The 18,695-nt window shown below is 36.6% G+C and carries 14 protein-coding genes and 1 tRNA gene; 6 read left to right on the forward strand and 9 right to left on the reverse strand.

Translation table 11 applies throughout. The features are described from left to right. Positions 1 to 141 precede the first annotated feature (141 nt). The gene (locus EDM02_RS04015) at positions 142 to 339 is read left to right on the forward strand and encodes a hypothetical protein (RefSeq protein ID WP_123663283.1); all 198 of its coding nucleotides are present in this window, start codon (positions 142 to 144) and stop codon (positions 337 to 339) included. Positions 340 to 429: 90 nt separating this feature from the next. On the opposite strand, the gene EDM02_RS04020 is transcribed toward EDM02_RS04015, so the two are convergent. Beyond that, positions 430 to 1,596 (reverse strand): hypothetical protein, encoded by a 1,167-nt coding sequence (locus EDM02_RS04020; protein WP_123663286.1) that lies wholly within the window; start codon positions 1,594 to 1,596, stop codon positions 430 to 432. A gap of 556 nt (positions 1,597 to 2,152) precedes the next feature. Here EDM02_RS04020 and glyA point away from each other — a divergent pair. Beyond that, the gene (gene glyA, locus EDM02_RS04025; RefSeq protein WP_317614978.1) at positions 2,153 to 3,430 is read left to right on the forward strand and encodes a serine hydroxymethyltransferase; all 1,278 of its coding nucleotides are present in this window, start codon (positions 2,153 to 2,155) and stop codon (positions 3,428 to 3,430) included. 911 nt (positions 3,431 to 4,341) lie between these two features. Here the strand turns inward: glyA and EDM02_RS04035 are convergent. From EDM02_RS04035 to truA, 6 genes are all read right to left on the reverse strand, one after another. After that, positions 4,342 to 5,358 carry a glycosyltransferase family 2 protein gene (locus EDM02_RS04035; RefSeq protein WP_123663289.1) on the reverse strand — a complete coding sequence of 339 codons (1,017 nt, stop codon included), beginning with the start codon at positions 5,356 to 5,358 and terminating at the stop codon, positions 4,342 to 4,344. A 3-nt stretch (positions 5,359 to 5,361) separates the two neighbouring features. Continuing rightward, the gene (locus EDM02_RS04040) at positions 5,362 to 5,652 is read right to left on the reverse strand and encodes a YbaB/EbfC family nucleoid-associated protein (protein WP_123663291.1); all 291 of its coding nucleotides are present in this window, start codon (positions 5,650 to 5,652) and stop codon (positions 5,362 to 5,364) included. A gap of 33 nt (positions 5,653 to 5,685) precedes the next feature. Beyond that, entirely contained in the window at positions 5,686 to 7,080 is a 1,395-nt protein-coding gene (locus tag EDM02_RS04045) for an anaerobic C4-dicarboxylate transporter family protein (RefSeq protein WP_123663293.1), read from the reverse strand. Positions 7,081 to 7,120: 40 nt separating this feature from the next. Then, positions 7,121 to 8,443 carry an anaerobic C4-dicarboxylate transporter family protein gene (locus EDM02_RS04050; protein ID WP_123663295.1) on the reverse strand — a complete coding sequence of 441 codons (1,323 nt, stop codon included), beginning with the start codon at positions 8,441 to 8,443 and terminating at the stop codon, positions 7,121 to 7,123. 780 nt (positions 8,444 to 9,223) lie between these two features. Next, positions 9,224 to 10,591 (reverse strand): tRNA uridine-5-carboxymethylaminomethyl(34) synthesis GTPase MnmE, encoded by a 1,368-nt coding sequence (gene mnmE / locus EDM02_RS04055; protein ID WP_123663297.1) that lies wholly within the window; start codon positions 10,589 to 10,591, stop codon positions 9,224 to 9,226. Next, a complete protein-coding gene (gene truA / locus EDM02_RS04060) occupies positions 10,581 to 11,342 on the reverse strand; it encodes a tRNA pseudouridine(38-40) synthase TruA (protein ID WP_123663300.1) in 762 nt (253 codons plus the stop codon). The genes mnmE and truA overlap by 11 nt, the downstream gene beginning before the upstream one ends. A gap of 208 nt (positions 11,343 to 11,550) precedes the next feature. Here truA and EDM02_RS04065 point away from each other — a divergent pair, with 208 nt between their 5' ends. From EDM02_RS04065 to EDM02_RS04080, 4 genes are all read left to right on the forward strand, one after another. Beyond that, entirely contained in the window at positions 11,551 to 13,032 is a 1,482-nt protein-coding gene (locus EDM02_RS04065; protein WP_123663302.1) for a potassium/proton antiporter, read from the forward strand. A 152-nt stretch (positions 13,033 to 13,184) separates the two neighbouring features. Continuing rightward, positions 13,185 to 14,282: a redox-regulated ATPase YchF gene (gene ychF, locus EDM02_RS04070; protein WP_123663305.1), complete on the forward strand. Its 1,098-nt coding sequence runs from the start codon at positions 13,185 to 13,187 to the stop codon at positions 14,280 to 14,282. Positions 14,283 to 15,547: 1,265 nt separating this feature from the next. Further along, positions 15,548 to 16,156: a CDP-alcohol phosphatidyltransferase family protein gene (locus EDM02_RS04075; RefSeq protein WP_123662237.1), complete on the forward strand. Its 609-nt coding sequence runs from the start codon at positions 15,548 to 15,550 to the stop codon at positions 16,154 to 16,156. Between the two features lie 18 nt (positions 16,157 to 16,174). After that, complete coding sequence (locus tag EDM02_RS04080; protein ID WP_123662236.1) at positions 16,175 to 16,633, forward strand: YcgN family cysteine cluster protein; 459 nt, start codon at positions 16,175 to 16,177, stop codon at positions 16,631 to 16,633. 113 nt (positions 16,634 to 16,746) lie between these two features. Here the strand turns inward: EDM02_RS04080 and EDM02_RS04085 are convergent, their stop codons facing one another. After that, on the reverse strand, positions 16,747 to 18,144 hold the full coding sequence (locus EDM02_RS04085) for a ClpP family protease (protein WP_123662234.1): 1,398 nt from the start codon (positions 18,142 to 18,144) through the stop codon (positions 16,747 to 16,749). 70 nt (positions 18,145 to 18,214) lie between these two features. Beyond that, positions 18,215 to 18,286: transfer RNA gene (locus tag EDM02_RS04090), tRNA-Gln, on the reverse strand. Between the last annotated feature and the right edge of the window lie 409 nt (positions 18,287 to 18,695).

Raw genomic sequence — 18,695 nt, forward strand, 5'->3', positions numbered from 1 at the left:
ACTTCACCACAATCTGGGACTAAACACCTATTTTTATAGTAAACTTTAGTTGTTTTTTTGATAAAAAAAAAGAGAGAAGGTATATTAAAACCAACAGGTAACCAATAAATAATAATGTACAATAATTAAATTGAAATCCATATGAAAATAAAAATAACTTCTAATATAAATGGAAGGATAGGTATGTTTTGCGTTATAGCTATAGTGGCTGCTTGCCAAAGCACAAAACAAAACGTTAATGCTCAATTAACAAAATTAGTAGAAGCGTATAATGAAAGGTGTGCCCCCTTTGAAATAACTTATGAAGTAGAAGAGGGACCCAATGGTCCATACAAGTAGCCAAAAAAATCAAACGCTGGTAAACAGATACGATTCTATGTCCAATATAATTTAAAAATAGAAATAGAACGTATTAAAAAATTTGCTCAATTAATTAGACAGATCCGATAAAAGATCACGTAGTCTTGTTAATAATTCCCTTTGATTTCCATTTGTCCTACGCCATATTGCAAGCTCATCCCCAGTAGTTAATGTATTACCATCATTACACATCTTAATAGTAAGATGTGGTACATCTCTATAGAGACAAATCAGTGTATCCAACAGTTGCTTAAACTCATCCACGCTATATCCCGTATCATAGACTGATAAGAATCTTTTAATACTTTCAGGATCTGTTTGATCAAAAAGCTTTTTTAAATCTTTTCGATCTGATTCAGCAAAATCTTCTATAAGATTTAAAAAGTGCTTTCTTGTATTGCCTTTTAATGGTAGCTTCGGCCCCCATTCATCTTGTAGTGAATCATCTGGATGGTTTACTTGCTCCTGGATCTTTTGTTCAATAAGCTCATTTAAATTAACTTCAGAAGAAGATATAGTTGCCTTACTTTTTATAATTGGCTTCCTGGATGCTTCATCCATTGATAACGCCATTTTCGTTTTATCCGATATGACTGGCTTCTTCTGGTGAGGCGCAACGGTTGCCTTTCCTGATTCATCCAGCTCATTCGATTCAGGAGCAATAGGAGCATTAATAGGCCGTCCCTCTTTTTCCATGGCATTTTTCAAAATCTCTTTCCGTACACTGTTTGGACATTTTGCTAATTTTTCCCTTGTACACGTATCTAGATTTATAAGCTCCTGTGGAAGTTTCGATGCGATCAATTGGTCTACCTCATCTGGAGTCTTAGCATTGACAACGGCGTTTTTCAAAGCAATTGATTCGTCTTCTGGCAAGATGTCCAACAAATCCATATAGTTTTGCTGAGTTTTCATATCAGAATCCATAAACACAGTTAGGCCACATAAGTTTTGGGTGAGAATGGCCTTTTCCTCTTCTAAATCAACAGCTGATTCAAACTTTTTTTCCAATTCAATACGCTCACATGCTGGCAGTAATTTCAGTAGCGTTCTATACGTTTTCTGATTGTGAAGGCTAGCATCTATAAATGCAATTAGTTCATCTATTTGCCTAATTTTAAGAGTTCTTTTGTCTAATTTTTCTTGCCCGTTCTTATCTAACATTTGTCTTAGCTCCCGACGTGCTTCCTTGCTCTCTTCAGGTAATTGGCTAACAATTGCATCACGTTTAGGCATTAAATCATATCGCACCCCACACTTACAACAAAGTGTACAACATAAACAGATTACAACTACAAAAGAAAATAAAAAATAATGTAAAAAACATAAACATTTCTTTCGGAGCTGCCTGGTTAACATATATGGCTGTAAATAACAATTATAGATCAAAAAATTCTCCTATTGAACCTAGTAAATTACAATACTTTTAAGGCTTGTGCTTTATTTGTATTCTACAAAAAAATTTACGAATCAGCAAGTATTAAAAATAGCTATCAAGATTTTTTTAAATAGAAAATGTGACACATCTTACCTAAAAGGTGCAGAAAAAGATGCATTTTTAAGGTAAAAATAAAATATTCGTATATGTTTTAATATATTTCTCTTTCCAAAGACTTAAAAGTAAATTTTTAAGTATAAAGCGTATATACTATAGATCTCTTTTGAAACCAAAGCTTTAGTAAAAAAATGTATATCATACAAATAGACCGATTCCATGCACCATTATGGATATTATTTTTTAGTTTCAAAAGAGACCTATAGCTGGTTAGATGGGTAACATTACATTATGATGATAAAACAAGATACCATCATTCCTTTATTAATAGAAAAGGAAAAAAAACGTCAAACAGAGGGACTAGAATTAATCGCTTCTGAAAATTTTGTTTCTGCTCAAATAGCTGCCGCAGCAGGCAGCGTTCTTACGAACAAATATGCAGAAGGATTGCCAGGCAAACGTTATTATAGTGGTTGCCATGTTGTAGACGAAATAGAATCCCTCGCTATTGAACGGGCCAAGACATTATTTAATGTTGAGTGGGTTAACGTTCAACCCCATTCCGGTTCCCAAGCTAATGCAGCACTGATGATGGCGGTTTTGAATTTAGGAGATAAAATACTAGGATTTAATCTAGCGCATGGTGGTCATTTAACGCATGGATCTCCTATAAATTTTTCTGGTAAATTATACCAATCTTTTTTTTATGGTGTAAACCGAGAAACGGGATACATTGAATGGCAAGAAGTTGCCCAAAAAGCAAGGGAAACAAAACCAGCTATGATTATTTGTGGTGCTTCTGCTTATAGTCGTGATTGGGACTATCCGCAACTACGCGCTATTGCAGATGAGGTAGGCGCATTTTTATGGGCAGATATTGCACATCCTGCAGGGCTTATTAGCCAAGGGTTACTCAATAATCCTTTTCCCTATTGTCATTTTGTAACCAGTACTACCCATAAAACATTACGGGGCCCTCGTGGTGGTATGATCTTAATGGCAAAAGATTTTGAAAATCCATTTGGAAAAACCAATAAGAAAGGAGCACTACACCATATGTCTGCTTTACTTGATTCTGCTGTTTTTCCTGGTACACAAGGTGGTCCATTGGAACATATTATTGCAGCTAAGGCAATAGCATGCTATGAGGCCATGACCAAAGATTATAAAACGTATGTGATACAAGTACAAAAAAATGCAAAAATTATGGCACAAGCCTTTATGGATAAAGGATATAAAATTGTATCTGATGGAACAGATAATCACCTATTATTACTAGATCTCACTCAGAAAAATCTCTCTGGCAAACAAGCTGAAACAGCTTTACAAGCAGCCGATATCACTACTAATAAAAATCTCATTCCTTTTGATACTACTTCTCCACAAGTTACCTCAGGTATCCGCTTGGGAACAGCTGCCATAACTACCAGGGGTTTAGTAGAAGGAGATATTTTGTTAGTAGTAGAATGGATAGATCGTGTTCTTAAAAATATTGCAGATGACTTTCAAATTAAGAAAGTAAAGCAGGAAGTAAATAAATATATGCGTAATTTTCCTCTAACTACAGTTGATTAGTAAATAACTGTAGATACACAGTAGCCTAATTAAGGTATCCGTTCACTCAATGGCGTCAACTTAAGGCAATTCATGATTAGCCTACCCTCCTATTCTACTTGGTTATCAATAACAGCTAAACCTTAAGTTGACGCCATTGTCCGTTCACTTGCGTGGCAGAAATGTTTTTAATTTAATTATTTAATTACTAAATTATTCGTTACTTTTTTTCTTGATAANTGCTACGATTGAATCAGCTACCATCTTAGAGCGCGTAGCACCTGTATGCCCTGGTTGGCCACCTGGCTTACGTCCACTCTTATGCCTAGGACGTTTCTTGGATTTGTACAATTCTTTTGAACTGGGTATAGAGGAATTCTTAGTATTTAAACCAAGTTTTTCTTTTAGGTGGGCATTCTCTAAACGCAACGCCTTGTTTTCAGATTCTAATAACGCAATCCTAGCCTCTAAGATCTGAACCTTACTTAGTAAATAGGGAATAATTTCTATATTTAATTCCATCTAATGATAAAGGGTTATGGGAATAATCTAACCTAACTTAATATTAATAATTATATTTTACAATAGAGCTACTAAACGATTTAAGCCACTCCACTGAACGGATACCCTCGTGCGCCTTGCCAGCTTCCCAAATCCATTGAGTAACCGTAAAGGGCGAGTTTTGATTTTCAGCTTTCAGACTGAATTTTTAACAGCTTTGTTCACCAGCGCTTGATTTTTTTTTGGCTACTTTTTTTGATCAAGAAAAAAAGTAGCTTTAAAATTAATTAAAATTAAGTAGTTTTTAAAAAAATGGATAAAATCTTCAATAATCTATAAAATATGGCTGCCATACCACTGAACAGATACATAAAATCATCAATAATTAGCTTTTTTGCTTAAGCAAAAAAGCTAACAACGGAATGTAAATGTTATGTAAATTGAGCGGAAGAAATTTTAGAAAATAATTTATTTTTTTTAATAAAAAAATAAACAACAATACTTCTTTTATATATGTGAGGTAAACGAAAAACAGAACGATTTACCATACATTTTTTTTTAAATTTAAAAAAATCTATTTGTGCTTTGCAAATAGCCCAACTATGTGAAAACTTACCGAGATAAAGCATCCTAAAAGCAGCTAATACATCTAAAAACAGCCGCTTTAGCGTACCCAATATAGGATTTGATTGATATTTATAAAGCATTAATGCCCTATTTCTAAAGTTTAAATAGGTTTTTCGAGGGCTGCTATAAGCTATCGTAGCCCCCCCTAAGTGGTACACTTTACTGGTGCCGCAATAATAAACCTTCCAACCAGAAAGATGTGCACGCCAACACATATCGATCTCTTCGAAATGGGCAAAAAAAAGTTCGTCAAAGCCACCTAGATCATGAAAAACTTTGGAACGTACCAATACACAAGCACCGCTAGCCCAAAAAACAGCTCGTGTATCGTCGTATTGTCCCCTATCTTTTTCAATGCTATTGAAAATTCTTCCCCTACAAAAGGGATAACCATCCGCATCTATAAATCCACCAGCTGCTCCCGCATAATCAAATCGATCTGGTTCTATAATAGAAAGTATTTTGGGTTGACAAAAGGCAATAGAAAAGTCAGCCTCCATAATGGCCAATAGCTCGCTTAACCAGTGCTCAGTAACCAATACATCATTGTTTAACAATAGATAATAAGTAGCCTTAATCTGCCTAAGTGCTAAATTATAACCTTTTGCAATGCCATAATTTGTATCATGCACCATGCACAATACTTCTGGGAAATAGCTTTGCAGATACGTTACAGATCCATCTGTAGAAGCATTGTCTACTACTATTACGTTATGACCATTACTATAAAGCAATAGCGTAGGTAAATATTGTTTCAATAACGCAAGCCCATTGTAATTTAAAAGAACAATAGCAACACTTACCGCATTGTAATTAAGCACCCCCTATATACCTATTGCACTTTTTTGTATTACTGCTTGGACTTTATTTTCCACTTCCTCTAATGCCAAATTCACTGCACCTACTATAAGATCTTGTACCATTTTTTGATCTTGTTTATTTAACAGTGACGGATCTATCGAAACAGAAAGCAATTCCTTATTGCCATTTACCGTTGCCTTAACAAGCCCAGCACCCGTTTCTTTCGTTACTTCAACTTGGGCCATTTCTTGCTTAAATTCCTCCATTTTTTTTCGAACCTGTTCCACTTGTCCAAATAATTTTGTTATATCCATAATGATTAATTTAAGACATGAAATTACCTTACCTTATTCTTTAATGGGCAAAGGATCTGTATACGTAAGCATACCGTTTTTCTTACCTACACCTACACGTACCCAAAATCTTATAGGAGCTAAACTATGGACACCAACAAGCAATAAAGCAATACCTAAGTTAGAAAAATGAGCCTCTATTAAAAGAGGGATAAAAAGCCAAATCACCATTGAAATATCTACCAAAGACAGATATACCATCAAAATTAAATAAAAGAGATAATGATTACTCAGTAGACTATCATGTAATATACTTATTAAAAAAGCTTGATCATAGCTAATTAATGCTTCTGCAAACCAAACCACTCCTAAAAAATTAAAGAATTGCTGAATACCTAATTTAAATCGGTTGGTTTGTAAAACCTTAACAGGTTGTACTTTACAGGACAACAGGGTGATAGCTGCCACAGACAGTAGCATTAAAGCAAAAAACATAGGAAATCTAACCTGAAAAATCTTTCCGACATATCTTAATTCGGTTACAATGCTAGTTTTATGCTTGGCAAGCACAAATAGACCTGCAACCAGTCGCAAAATTACACCCAAGAAGAAAACCGAAACCTTTTTTTTATATTGTGATTCAGTTATAACGGGAACTTCATCCTCATCGTAACCGTGACCGAACCATTTATTTAATTTTTTTGTAAGCCACTGACGGGGCATAACCTCTAACAGTATAATACGGGTTAAGACGGTTATCCCAACCGTAAGGCACCCAATCGTTCTTACCAAAACGAAAACAGATAATGAACTATTACCGACCACCCATAAAAGCAATAGGCCTGATATAAATAAAGGACTGGTCAATAATCCCATATGAATAGCAATGCCAGCAGCATACTGCGTAAGGGTTTTCTGCCCTTGCGTTATATTATTTTTATCATTTATAATTTTATGCAACCATTCTCCATCTCCTGTTAAAAAGGATAAACAATAGCACAATTCTACCACACAACATGCATGCGCGCGCCTCTGGCTAGAGGCGCGCGCACCTACATATGACCTAACCTTATATATCAATAGGGCTAGACCACTACACATAGCTAGTGTCCATAAACGGGTTGTGCCTGTATACAAGAATAATAAGTAATAAAAAAATATTGTTTGAAAAACAATGGGTAAAACAGGATAATGTTTAGGTTTTACTACCAAAAGCTTAAGTTTTTCCCCTAATAGCGCAAAAAATCCAACCCCTTCCAGTGTAGCTACCAGTACCATCCAGGAAGCATGTAATATAATTAAGTCATAGGGAGGGAATGTAGGCTGCATGCGCCCAGAAAAAGTTAAAAGCCCTAACCCTAACCCACTCAATAATCCCAACGCAATTCCACCTAAACGCAAACCCACTAGCAGTATCAACAGGAACATACCCCATCCAATTATAAACATCCTATGATCAAATATAAAAGTACAATATTAAAAAGATTTATTATATCCCAGCATAAGTAAGCAAAAATGCTATACCAACCGCTCCCACCACTGCGATTAAACCTGGCAACATAAAACTATGGTTAAAGAGGAATTTACCAATCCGGGTTGTACCTGTAGCATCTAAATGAATAGCAGCAAGCATCGTCGGATAAATGGGAATAATAAATACGCCATTAACGGCTGCTACAGAAGCTAATAATATTTTAGGAGCAATCCCTAATGCTATCCCTAATGGAAATATTGCTTTAATCGTAGCAGCAGAACTACCCATAACAGCAGACATAAGCAACAAAATAATGGAAAATTGCCAATGTTCCGAAAGATGATCCGATATAAATCGAAGCAAAACTGGTTTATTACTTTGTACGAATGTACTGCTCAACCAGACAACACCCAAAAGAGATAACATTCCCTGTATACCCGCAATAAATGCTTTTCCTTGGGTAATAGACTTGGATGGAATTCGAAAAATCAACATGATCAATCCTGCAGTGGATAACATAACCAATGCAAGGATAAGGTCAGCTGGAAGGAACATCTTAACTCCACTTACTTCCCAAGTAGGACGCAATATTGTAAAAGAGCTTAACACAACAACAGCTAAACTACCAACTAAAAAGCATACAATCGATAACTTGGCTACTTTAGAAGAGCTAGATGGAAGAGGGAACTGTTCGCTTGTAGAAGCAAGACCAGAAACTATTGCTTTGTTTTCAGTAGTAGCTAAAAATCCATCCGGCATTTTTTTACTTAATAAGCTTACTACAAATGTTGCCATGCATAAACCACCAATAGTGGAAGGGATCAAGATTTTAAAAATCGTTATCATTTCTATACCTGCAACATTTAAAAAACTACCTAAAATAACCATTATAGAGGAAATAGGGCTAGCAAGGGCACCATGCAAAGCGGCAATAACAGAAAGAGATAGGGGCCGTTCTGGACGAATACCGACATCTCTAGACACTTCTGCAATAACTGGAAGAATAGAGTAAGCAATATGATTGGTACCAGCTAAAAAAGTAATAACATAGGTTACCATAGGACTGATATATATAATGCTACGGGGATGCTTTCTAATTAAGGACTCGGCAAATTGTACCAAATAGTCTAGCCCGCCTGCAGCTTCTACCGTACCAATCGCAGTAAGCACTGCAGCAATACAAAATATTACTTGAAAAGGAGGATCCGCTGGAGTAGCATTGAATACTACCATAAGCAGACATACACCCAAACCTCCCAACATACTTAGGCTAATGCCTTTCAACCGAGCGCCTAAAAACGAAACAAACAAAAGTATACCTAACCCTACCAAAAGCATCTGAACGTAAATTTATGTTAATGACGTGTGCCAAATTGTATAATTGTATATATTGTATAATACAAGTCCATTTTTTTCTGCTATTCCAACCCTACAAATTTGTACAAATATACAAATCTATACAAATCTATACAAATAAAAGTTGTATCCGTTCAGTGGTGTGGCCTATGCATATCCCTGTTCGTACCCATTAGCAATAAGCGCAATAATGCAAGATTATAAAAATGCGCCTTGAACAAAGCTGTGATTAGAAAAATTCAGTCTGAGAGCAATGTAGAAAATCAGCCTGTTTGAGCTTACTCTTCGTCTTTGAAAAGCTGGCTATGTTCCGCTTCTGGATTCAGCGTACTCACATAGTTCTACTATGCTGCGTGCGCTTCACCCTCGCGCGCCTTGCCAGCTTTCCAAATCCATTGAGTAACCGTAGAGGGCGAGTTCTGATTTTCAGCTTTCAGGCTGAATTTTTCAACAGCTTTGTTCACCAGCGCTTGATTTTTTTTGGCTACTTTTTTTGATCAAGCAAAAAAAGTAGCTTTAAAAGAAGTAGCTTTTAAATAAATGGATAAAATAATCAGTAATCTAATAAAATATGGCTGCCACGCAAGTGAACGGATATAAAAACATTTCTTTCTGCCACGCAAGTGAACGGACAATGGCGTCAACTTAAGATTTAGCTATTATTGATAACCAAGTAGAATAGGAGGGTAGGCTAATCATGAATTGCCTTAAGTTGACGCCATTGAGTGAACGGATACGGATGAACGACCTAAACTTATTAACTTATTTACCAACACAAAACTTAGAAAAAATTTCTCCAAGCATTTCTTCTGTTGTAATATTTCCCGTAATTTGACCCAAATGGTAAAGCGCATTCCGTATATCCACAACCAGTAATTCATTAGACAATTTTTCCTCAAGTCCTATCACAACCGCTTGCAATGCTTGCCTACTTTTTTGTAACAGTTCGTAATGGCGTGCATTGACCACAATGGTGCCTACCCTATGTAGGGATGTATGCTGCACCTGTTTCAACAGTTCATTTTTAAGCACCTCTATACCGCTAGCTGTTTGAGCAGAAAGGAGTAAATAGCCTTTAGCTGAAAAACTTTCTAAGGTGCTGGCAGTAGCAATATCCATTTTATTACCAACCTTAAGTAAAGGAAACCCTTCCAAACCCAATGCCATCACTGCTTCCTCTGCTTGCGCTAAGGTCATATTGGCTATATCAACCAAGTAGACTACTATAGAGGCCTTGCTTACTTGTTGCTTGGTGCGCTCAATCCCTATCGCTTCTATGGCATCCGTTACACTTTCCCTTAAACCCGCCGTATCTATAAATCTAAACAACAGACCTCCTAAGTGTAATAGCCCCTCAATGGTATCTCGTGTAGTACCTGCTATGGGCGAAACAATGGCACGTTCTTCTTGTAATAAGGTATTTAATAGTGTTGATTTACCTACATTGGGTTGGCCGACAATGGCTACGGAAACACCGTGTTTAATCACATTACCCAATCGAAAGCTTTCTATCAGCAACTGTAATCTTTCAATGATTTTATTAGCCAATACTTTTAAATGCATTCTATCTACAAAATCGATATCCTCTTCTGCAAAATCTAATTCCAGCTCCAACATAGCTGCAAAATGGATTAATTCATTGCGAAGTTCTTGCAATTGAGAAGAAAAACATCCACGCATTTGACTAAGGGCAATTTGGTGAGCTAACGCAGCATCTGCTGCAATTAAATCAGCTACCGCTTCTGCTTGGGATAAGTCAAATCGACCATTTAAAAAAGCCCTTTTGGTAAATTCCCCAGCTTCGGCTATACGAACGCCTTGGTCCAAAAAAAGTTGTATCAAACGCTCTACAATAAAAGGAGCGCCATGACAAGAAATTTCTACCGAATCCTCTTTCGTAAAGGAATGGGGTGCTATAAAAATGGAGACCAGCACTTCATCAATTTTAGTTTTACCCTGCTGTATTACGCCAAAATGAATAGTATGAGAAGCTTGTTGAGTAAGATCAGCCCCATGAAACACTTGATTTACACACTTAATAACACCTTTCCCAGACAGACGTACTACCGCAATAGCACTTACGCCAGATGAGGTGGCTAGGGCAATAATCGGCTCTTGGTTATGATTCATTTTTTTTCAAAAACAACGCTTCTGGATAACCTACTGCTACCAACGTTAAACCATGTGGAGGTACCAACGTAAGCCCAGGACGCTCCGTAGGTTTTTTTACAATCAATTTCTTTAGCGTATCTAAACACATTTTACCACTTCCTACTTTAAGTATAGCACTTACAATGGCCCGAACCATACCACGTAAAAAACGATCTGCTTGTATGCGAAATACAATTTTATCACCTAGCTGTAACCAATAAGATTCCTGTATAGTACACACAAACGTTTTTGCTTGGTTACTGGATTTACTAAAAAATTCAAAATCCGCCTGGATACGAAAAAGAGCTGCCGCCTGGTTTAATAATTCAAGCGGAGGAAGATGACCAAGCCAAAAAGCGGTATGCCTATCAAAGGGATCTTTATGAGAAATAATCGTATATTCATATATGCGATAGGATGCATCAAAACGGGCATGTGCACCATCTACCACTGGACATATAGCGGTAATGCCCATATCAGCCGGTAGTACCCTATTCAATCTATATTTCAAATTAGCAAGATCTATAGGTTGCATTACGTCAAAATGAGCTACTTGTTGCTTGGCATGCACGCCCTTATCCGTTCTGCTGCTACCTAAAATAAACACTTCTGTAGACAATAAGCTACTGAGCACTTCTTGTACCACTTGCTGCACCGAAAGCGCATTTTGCTGAATCTGCCAACCACTATATGCTTTTCCAAAGTACGATAAATAGATGAAATAACGCATTGAGATGGTTTAAATAAAATGCAGTGCTGTATTTTTTATATATACAGGCATTGCAAATAGTAAAATACAACCAAATTAACCAAAACAGTACGATTAAACTATTTTTTGCCTAAATTTGGATAGAGCTGATTTGGGCTCAATTAACGTGTACCAGCACAAGCGCGTTAAATCTAGCCGTTTATAACGGACATTATTACTTGTTAAAAAGATGCATCCAGAAAGCTTACTTATTGCCGGCTCTTTTTTACTCTTTTTGAGTATCGTCATCACCAAACTATCTACTAGATTAGGTATTCCCGCCTTGATTATTTTTTTACTGGTAGGAATGGTCGCAGGCCACGAAAAGCTGGGAAATATTGATTTCCATGATCCTATGGCCGCTCAATTATTAGGTGCTATTACACTCAGTTTAATTCTTTTTACAGGAGGAATAGAAACGGAGTACAAACATATACGGCCTATTCTCTGGAGCGGTATAGTATTGGCAACCGTCGGTATTTTAATTACTACTTTTAGCGTAGGCTTGTTCATCTGGGGGGTTACAACCCTCTGGGGTGGCCATATACAATTTACCCTACTAGAAGGTCTACTGATGGGCTCAATTATTGCTTCTACAGATGCAGCTGCCGTCTTTTCGATCATTCGATCTAAAAATATACATCTTAAAGCGAACCTTAGCCCCCTGCTAGAATTAGAATCTGGTTCCAACGATACGATGGCCTGGTTTTTAATGATCTTGTTTAAAACATTATTGGAAAGCAAACAAGCCATGAGTCCAATGGAAGCTATAAGCACTTTTGTAAAAGAAATGGTGGTAGGGGGGCTAGCAGGGCTGTTGGTAGGCAAGCTAATGCTTTTAATACTCAATAAACTTCGTCTTACCAATCGTTCACTCTACCCAGGGTTAATATTAGCCGTAATTATTTTTACCTACTCCGCAACCCATTTTTTACATGGCAATGCCTTCTTAGCCGTTTATCTTGCAGGATTAATATTAGGGAATAAAGATTTTCCACATAAAAAAAGTATCATACAATTTTGCGAAGGAATTTCTTGGTTGATGCAAATTATTATGTTCATTATGCTTGGGCTATTGGTTTATCCGAACCAGCTCCTACCTATTGCTGGCATTGGACTGTTGCTTTCTATCTTCTTAATGTTTATAGCCCGCCCATTGAGTGTTTTTATTTCATTATTTTTTTCTAAGACATTAAATTTTAACCATAAGGTTTTTATCTCTTGGGTAGGCCTAAGAGGGGCCGTTCCAATTGTTTTTGCTACCTATCCATTATTAGCTAAAATTAACCAAGCAGATATAATGTACCATATTGTTTTCTTTGTGGTGCTCACTTCTATCTTATTTCAAGGGACCACTCTTTCTCCATTAGCCAAATGGCTACAACTAGAAGAGCCAATAGTAAAAAAACATCCACCTAGTATTCAGTTATCGCAAGAAGTGGCCAGTGAATTAATAGAACTAGTTGTTCCAGAAGGTTCCTCTGCTATTGGAAAAAAAATAGTACAGTTGAGTTTACCAGGAAATTTATTGATTATGCTCATAAAACGTAATGGTACATTTATCATCCCTAGGGGGGACACGGTCATTGCTGCGCTTGATTTACTAATGATTATGGCAGAAAATAGAGACGCAATTGATATGATAAAAGAAAGATTAGGTATCATAGATTAACCATTATTACATACAAACATTTTTTAGCACTGTAGCAGCTAGCATACAAGCTAGTATCTGGCTATACGCTTATGGCTAAAACAATTATAACAACTATATTATATGGCAACCCAAGTAGGTATACGTTTCATGGTTACGCATATTTTTAATATATGGCTTTAAAATGTGGGATAGTGGGTTTACCCAATGTAGGTAAATCTGTATTATTTAATGCCTTATCAAATGGACATGCGGCTTCTGCCAATTTTCCTTTCTCTACCATAGAGCCCAATATAGGTATAGTATCTATACCAGATAAGCGCATGGAGCTGCTGGGTGCACTAGCCCATTCTAAGAACATTATACCTACCGCTATAGAATTTGTAGATATAGCCGGATTGGTCAAAGGAGCGCATCAGGGGGAAGGGTTGGGCAATAAATTTTTGGGCCATATTCGAGAAGTAGATGCTATTATACATGTGATCAGATGTTTTGAAGATAAAAATGTGCTACACGTAGCGGGCCATGTAGACCCTGTTTTTGATAAAGAGGTTATTGACTATGAATTGCGACGTAAGGATATAGATACCCTTACCAAAAGGTTAACTAAAAATGAAAAATTGTCCAAGCATGGATCAAAAGCACAACAGCAGGCGTGCGAATGGTTAAAACGTTTTATAACAGCGTTAGAACAGGGCATCGATGTACGTCAACTTCCAATAGAAGCGGAAGCAGAAGCATGTATCCATTCTTGGGAGTTATTAACCTTAAAACCCGTTATATACTTTGCCAATGTGGACGAGGCTACGCTGTTGGGCACCAAAAATATACACGTGGATGTGCTCCAGGAAGTAGTAGCAAGGGAAAATGCTGATATGATTATGGGATGCCCCACATTAGAAGCACAGTTTCATGTATTGACTGACGATGAAAAACCATTTTTCTTACAGGCGTATAATCTTACCGATTCCGGATTAACTAAACTCATTCAATCAGCTTATTCCCTACTACGGCTTATTACCTACTTTACCGTAGGGCCACAAGAGGTACGGGCATGGACCATTGAAAAGGGGACAAAGGCGCTACAAGCAGCAGGCGTTATTCATACGGACTTTCAACGTGGATTTATTAAAGCAGAGGTAATTTCTTTTCAAGATTATCAGACCTTTAAAAGCGAAAGTGCCTGTCGAGAGGCAGGGAAGTTACGGATAGAAGGAAAAGATTATATAGTTCAAGATGGGGATGTGATACGCTTCCGTTTTAACGTATAGGTTGTATCCGTTCACTCAATGGCGTCAACTTAAGGCAATTCATGATTAGCCTACCCTCCTATTCTACTTGGTTATCAATAACAGCTAAACCTTAAGTTGACGCCATTGTCCGTTCACTTGCGTGGCAGAAATGTTTTTAATTTAATTATTTAATTACTAAATTATTCGTTACTTTTTTTCTTAATAAAAGAGCAACCAAAAAATCAAACGCTGGTGAACAAAGCTGTTAAAAAGTATCCGTTCAGTGGTATGGCAGCCATATTTTATAGATTATTGAAGATTTTATCCATTTTTTTTAAAACTACTTAATTTTAAAGCTACTTTTTTTGCTTGATCAAAAAAAGTAGCCAAAAAAAATCAAGCGCTGGTGAAAAAACTGCTGAAAAGAAAGGAAAAAAACCGAAAATCAAATCTCGCTCCTACGGAGCTCAGACAAAATGATTTTCTTTTGATTTTTTTCCTTTCTTTTCTTTCCACAGTTTTTTCAAGGCGCATTTTTTATAAACTTACATTATTGCCCTATTTCTAAATACGAACGTGAAAAAATAGGCATAGGCCATTCCACTGAACGGATACCCCACTATGCGAGTACACTGAATCCCGAAGCGGAACGCAGCCAGCTTTTCAAAGACGAAGAGTAGGCTCAAACAGGCTGATTTACTACCAACTTGCAGCCTTTCTTTTCTAGTCACAGCTTTATTTTTTTTCAAGGCGCATTTTCTATAAACTTACATTATTGCGCTATTTATAAATACGAACGCGAACAAATACGCATAGGCCGCACCACTGAACTGATACGACTGATTTCCTACTAGCTTACAGCCTGTAAATTTTCTAATCCTTGTTCAAGGCGCATTTTTTATAAACTTACATTTTATTGCGCTATTGCTAGATACGAACAAAAAATTTTAAATACGCATAGGCCACACGACTGAACGGATACTTTTTTGTTTGATCAAGAAAAAAAATAACAAACAAATAATTTAGTAATTAAATAATTAAATTAAAAAATTTGCCACGCAGGCGAACGGACAATGGCGTCAACTTAAGGTTTAGCTGTTATTGATAACCAAGTAGAATAGGAGGGTAGGCTAATCATGAATTGCCTTAAGTTGACGCCATTGGGCGAACGGATACCCAAATAATTTGGATGGGACTATACAGTTATCTATATTAGGGGTTCCTAGAAATGAACCATGTCAGCAAATAGCTAAAGGGATCATAGGGCACATACGTTATATTTACATCATAATAAAATTAATATCATGGCTAAAGTAAATATTTTTTTTTTCTATCCAAATTTAATTGGCTATATACGTATTATATTAGCTCTACTCTCATGGTATTTTATGTATAAATACCCTTCTTGGTGGGCAATATTGCTCTATATTTTAAGCACTTCTATGGATATGCTTGACGGATATCTGGCTAGAATATGCAAACAAACCAGTCATTTTGGAGCTCTACTTGATCAAATTATCGATAGGTGTGCACTACTTGGACTTCTTATGCTATTTTGCTATTTATATCCTTCTTGGATACTGTTCTTTCAAATGGTTGCTATGCTGGATATTTCTTCTCATTGGCTTTATCTGCATACAGCCGCTTTAAGCGGAGCAAAAACACACAAGGCTTCCCAAAACCCCATATTGAATTATTACTATACTTCAAAACCTTTCTTTTTTATGATGTGTTTCGGAAAAGAAGCATTTTATATACTTCTCTATATAAATACTTTTTGGACAGGCCCACCGCTATTTGGGATATCTTTAATAAAATATATGGTATGTCTTTTTTTACCTATTGCATTTGTCAAAAGCTTAATAAGCATAGTGCTTTTGGTTGTTGGAGGGAAATCACTAACTAAAATATAACCCATAAATAACGTTATTATGAAAAATGATCAAGAACCTAGTGAACCATTTTGGTTACATACACCACTTAAAAAAATGACTTCTTCGCAATGGGAATCTTTATGTGATGGTTGTGGAAAATGTTGCTTACTTAAAATTCAAGAAGCAGAAACCCAAAAAATACGTACCACAAAGATTTGTTGTCGATTACTCAATACCATAAGCTGCCAATGCTCCAACTATAAGGAGCGTTTTAGCTATGTAGACGATTGTATAAAATTAAATGCGGAAAATATACAAACCATTACCTGGTTACCAAAAAGTTGTGCCTATCGTTTAGTAAACGAAAACAAAACATTACCTGATTGGCATCCATTGATTACGAAAGATCCGCAATCTACTGTTAAGAGTGGTAATTCAGTGAGAGCCTATGCCGTTCACCCAGCATTAGTAAATAAACCCGTTATAGAATATTTACTAGAAGAAGAAGTAAGTTAGTATCCGTTCAGCGGTATGGCATGCGTATTCGTGTTCGTACCCATTAGCAATAAAGAAAGCGCAATATTAGCCATTTTAAAACATGACTGCCACGCAGGTGAACGGATACAATATTATTCCTTTCCCATCAGCTGAGCTTGCTGCTGATGAGGTGGCCTATAGCTATAATCAAAATCATGTGGCATTAAGGGATAGCCATACAATTGATCAACAGATTTAGTACCATCTACCGTCTGATTAGTACCCAAATAGTTTTTGGAATACTTTTCTAAAGTATAATCTGCAGCATCTGGGAGCACACTTACGGCACTTTCTTCAATACCGTTTACGATTACATCTACCCATTTTAACCTCTTAGCCTGATCGGCATACTCCGACCAACAGCCATCCATAGCTTTTTCATATAACTTCTTGTCAAACGTTTTAAGCGATATCCCCATTTTTTTGGCTATACGCCCGCCTAGACGCTCCCAGTCCTTCCTAAGCTCATCAGACAACTCCTGTGCTTCCCTAACATTTAGTCTATATCTATAAAAAACAAGTTGCGCAACCTGATGATGCAGAATTTCTGCATTTGGAAGAGCATAAGATCTAGGTGCCAATGTAGCAATGATTGCGGCCATAGAAGCAGCCCATTGTCTCACCACTACATAAACCGGTGCCTTACTACGCTCAATGGCTTGTAAAATATTATGGCCTGCCCATGAACTACCACCTGGTGAGACACCGATGACTAAAAAAATAGGATAAACGCTATCTTTATTGTTAAAAAACTGAATTTGATCTACTATATAATTTGCTTTCCAGCACGTAATATGGCCATCTAGTTGAATGCAACGATCCGAAAGCACCAATACATTATCTTTTTTACGCAAGGGATCCTTAAGATAAACAGGCTTCCGCTCAATGCGCTTGCTTCGCTCTAATTTAGTATTTAACCCTTCCATTTCTGCTTGTAATCGATTTTTGGCCTCTTGCAGCACTTGGGTCTGTCCCCTATCTAATTGTAATTTCTTATCTAGCTCAGCTATCTGGATACTATATTGCTCCATCTGTTTGGTAAACTTAGCTTGGGCCAGTTCTGTTTCAGCAGCAAGCTTTTCTCTTTCCATTCTTAGCAACCGTATGGCTTTCTCATGTGCCTCTCGGATATCCTCTTCTTCTATTTCCTTACGTAGACGCTTATGCTCCTTTTCAAGACTAAGTTGCGCAATTTTTGCAGAAATAGCTGAAAGTTTTTTTTCTAAGATGGCACGATTAAGCGCATTTTCCTCGTCTAATGCATTTTTAAGCTTGGTTTTAGCAATGGTATCATTTGTATCACCGTCAGTAGTGCTTTTGGTGCTTTCTGCTTCTAATACATTTTTTAGCTTATTTTTAGCAGTTGTACCAATTTTAGCAGGGCTATTTTTCACCTCTTTTTTTGCCACTTTGGCTACACTTATTTCATTACTGCTTAGTAGTAGCAAAAACGACAACCCTAATCCATATTTATAATTTAGATAAAACATAATTTTAAAATTATTTATTTAGTTAGTAAATTACTTGTTTTCTACCTGTAGAAGTGACATATCCCTTCAGTTGTCCGGCTAGGATTCGAACCTAGAGTCTTCTGGACCAAAACCAGACGTGTTGCCGTTACACTACCGGACAATCAATTACTTACCTTACTTATTACTTACCGTAGACTCCGTTTACTTAGTAGATTCCGTTTACTCACCGCAGACTCTGTCTACTACTCGTAGAATACAAATATATACATTTGTATAGAAAAAAGTAAGGAAGTGCATGCTTTTTATCGTTTAGTATCCCTATCCCATATCCTTCATGCGTGTGGAATTTCCATATTGCCATTTCTCCTTTTATGATATCGCTTGCTACCCATACCACATTAAACAGAAATGGGTTCTATTGTGTTGCGCGCTATAAGAAATACATTATTGTTTTTGTTTTTGATTTTTTTACTATAAAAAGGTCAATATTTATACATATATGTTTATACTGGACCATTTCATTTGCATAAATGACCTCTTCTAGATTACCTTAACCATTGTTAGGTATT

The organism is Candidatus Cardinium hertigii (genome assembly GCF_003788695.1).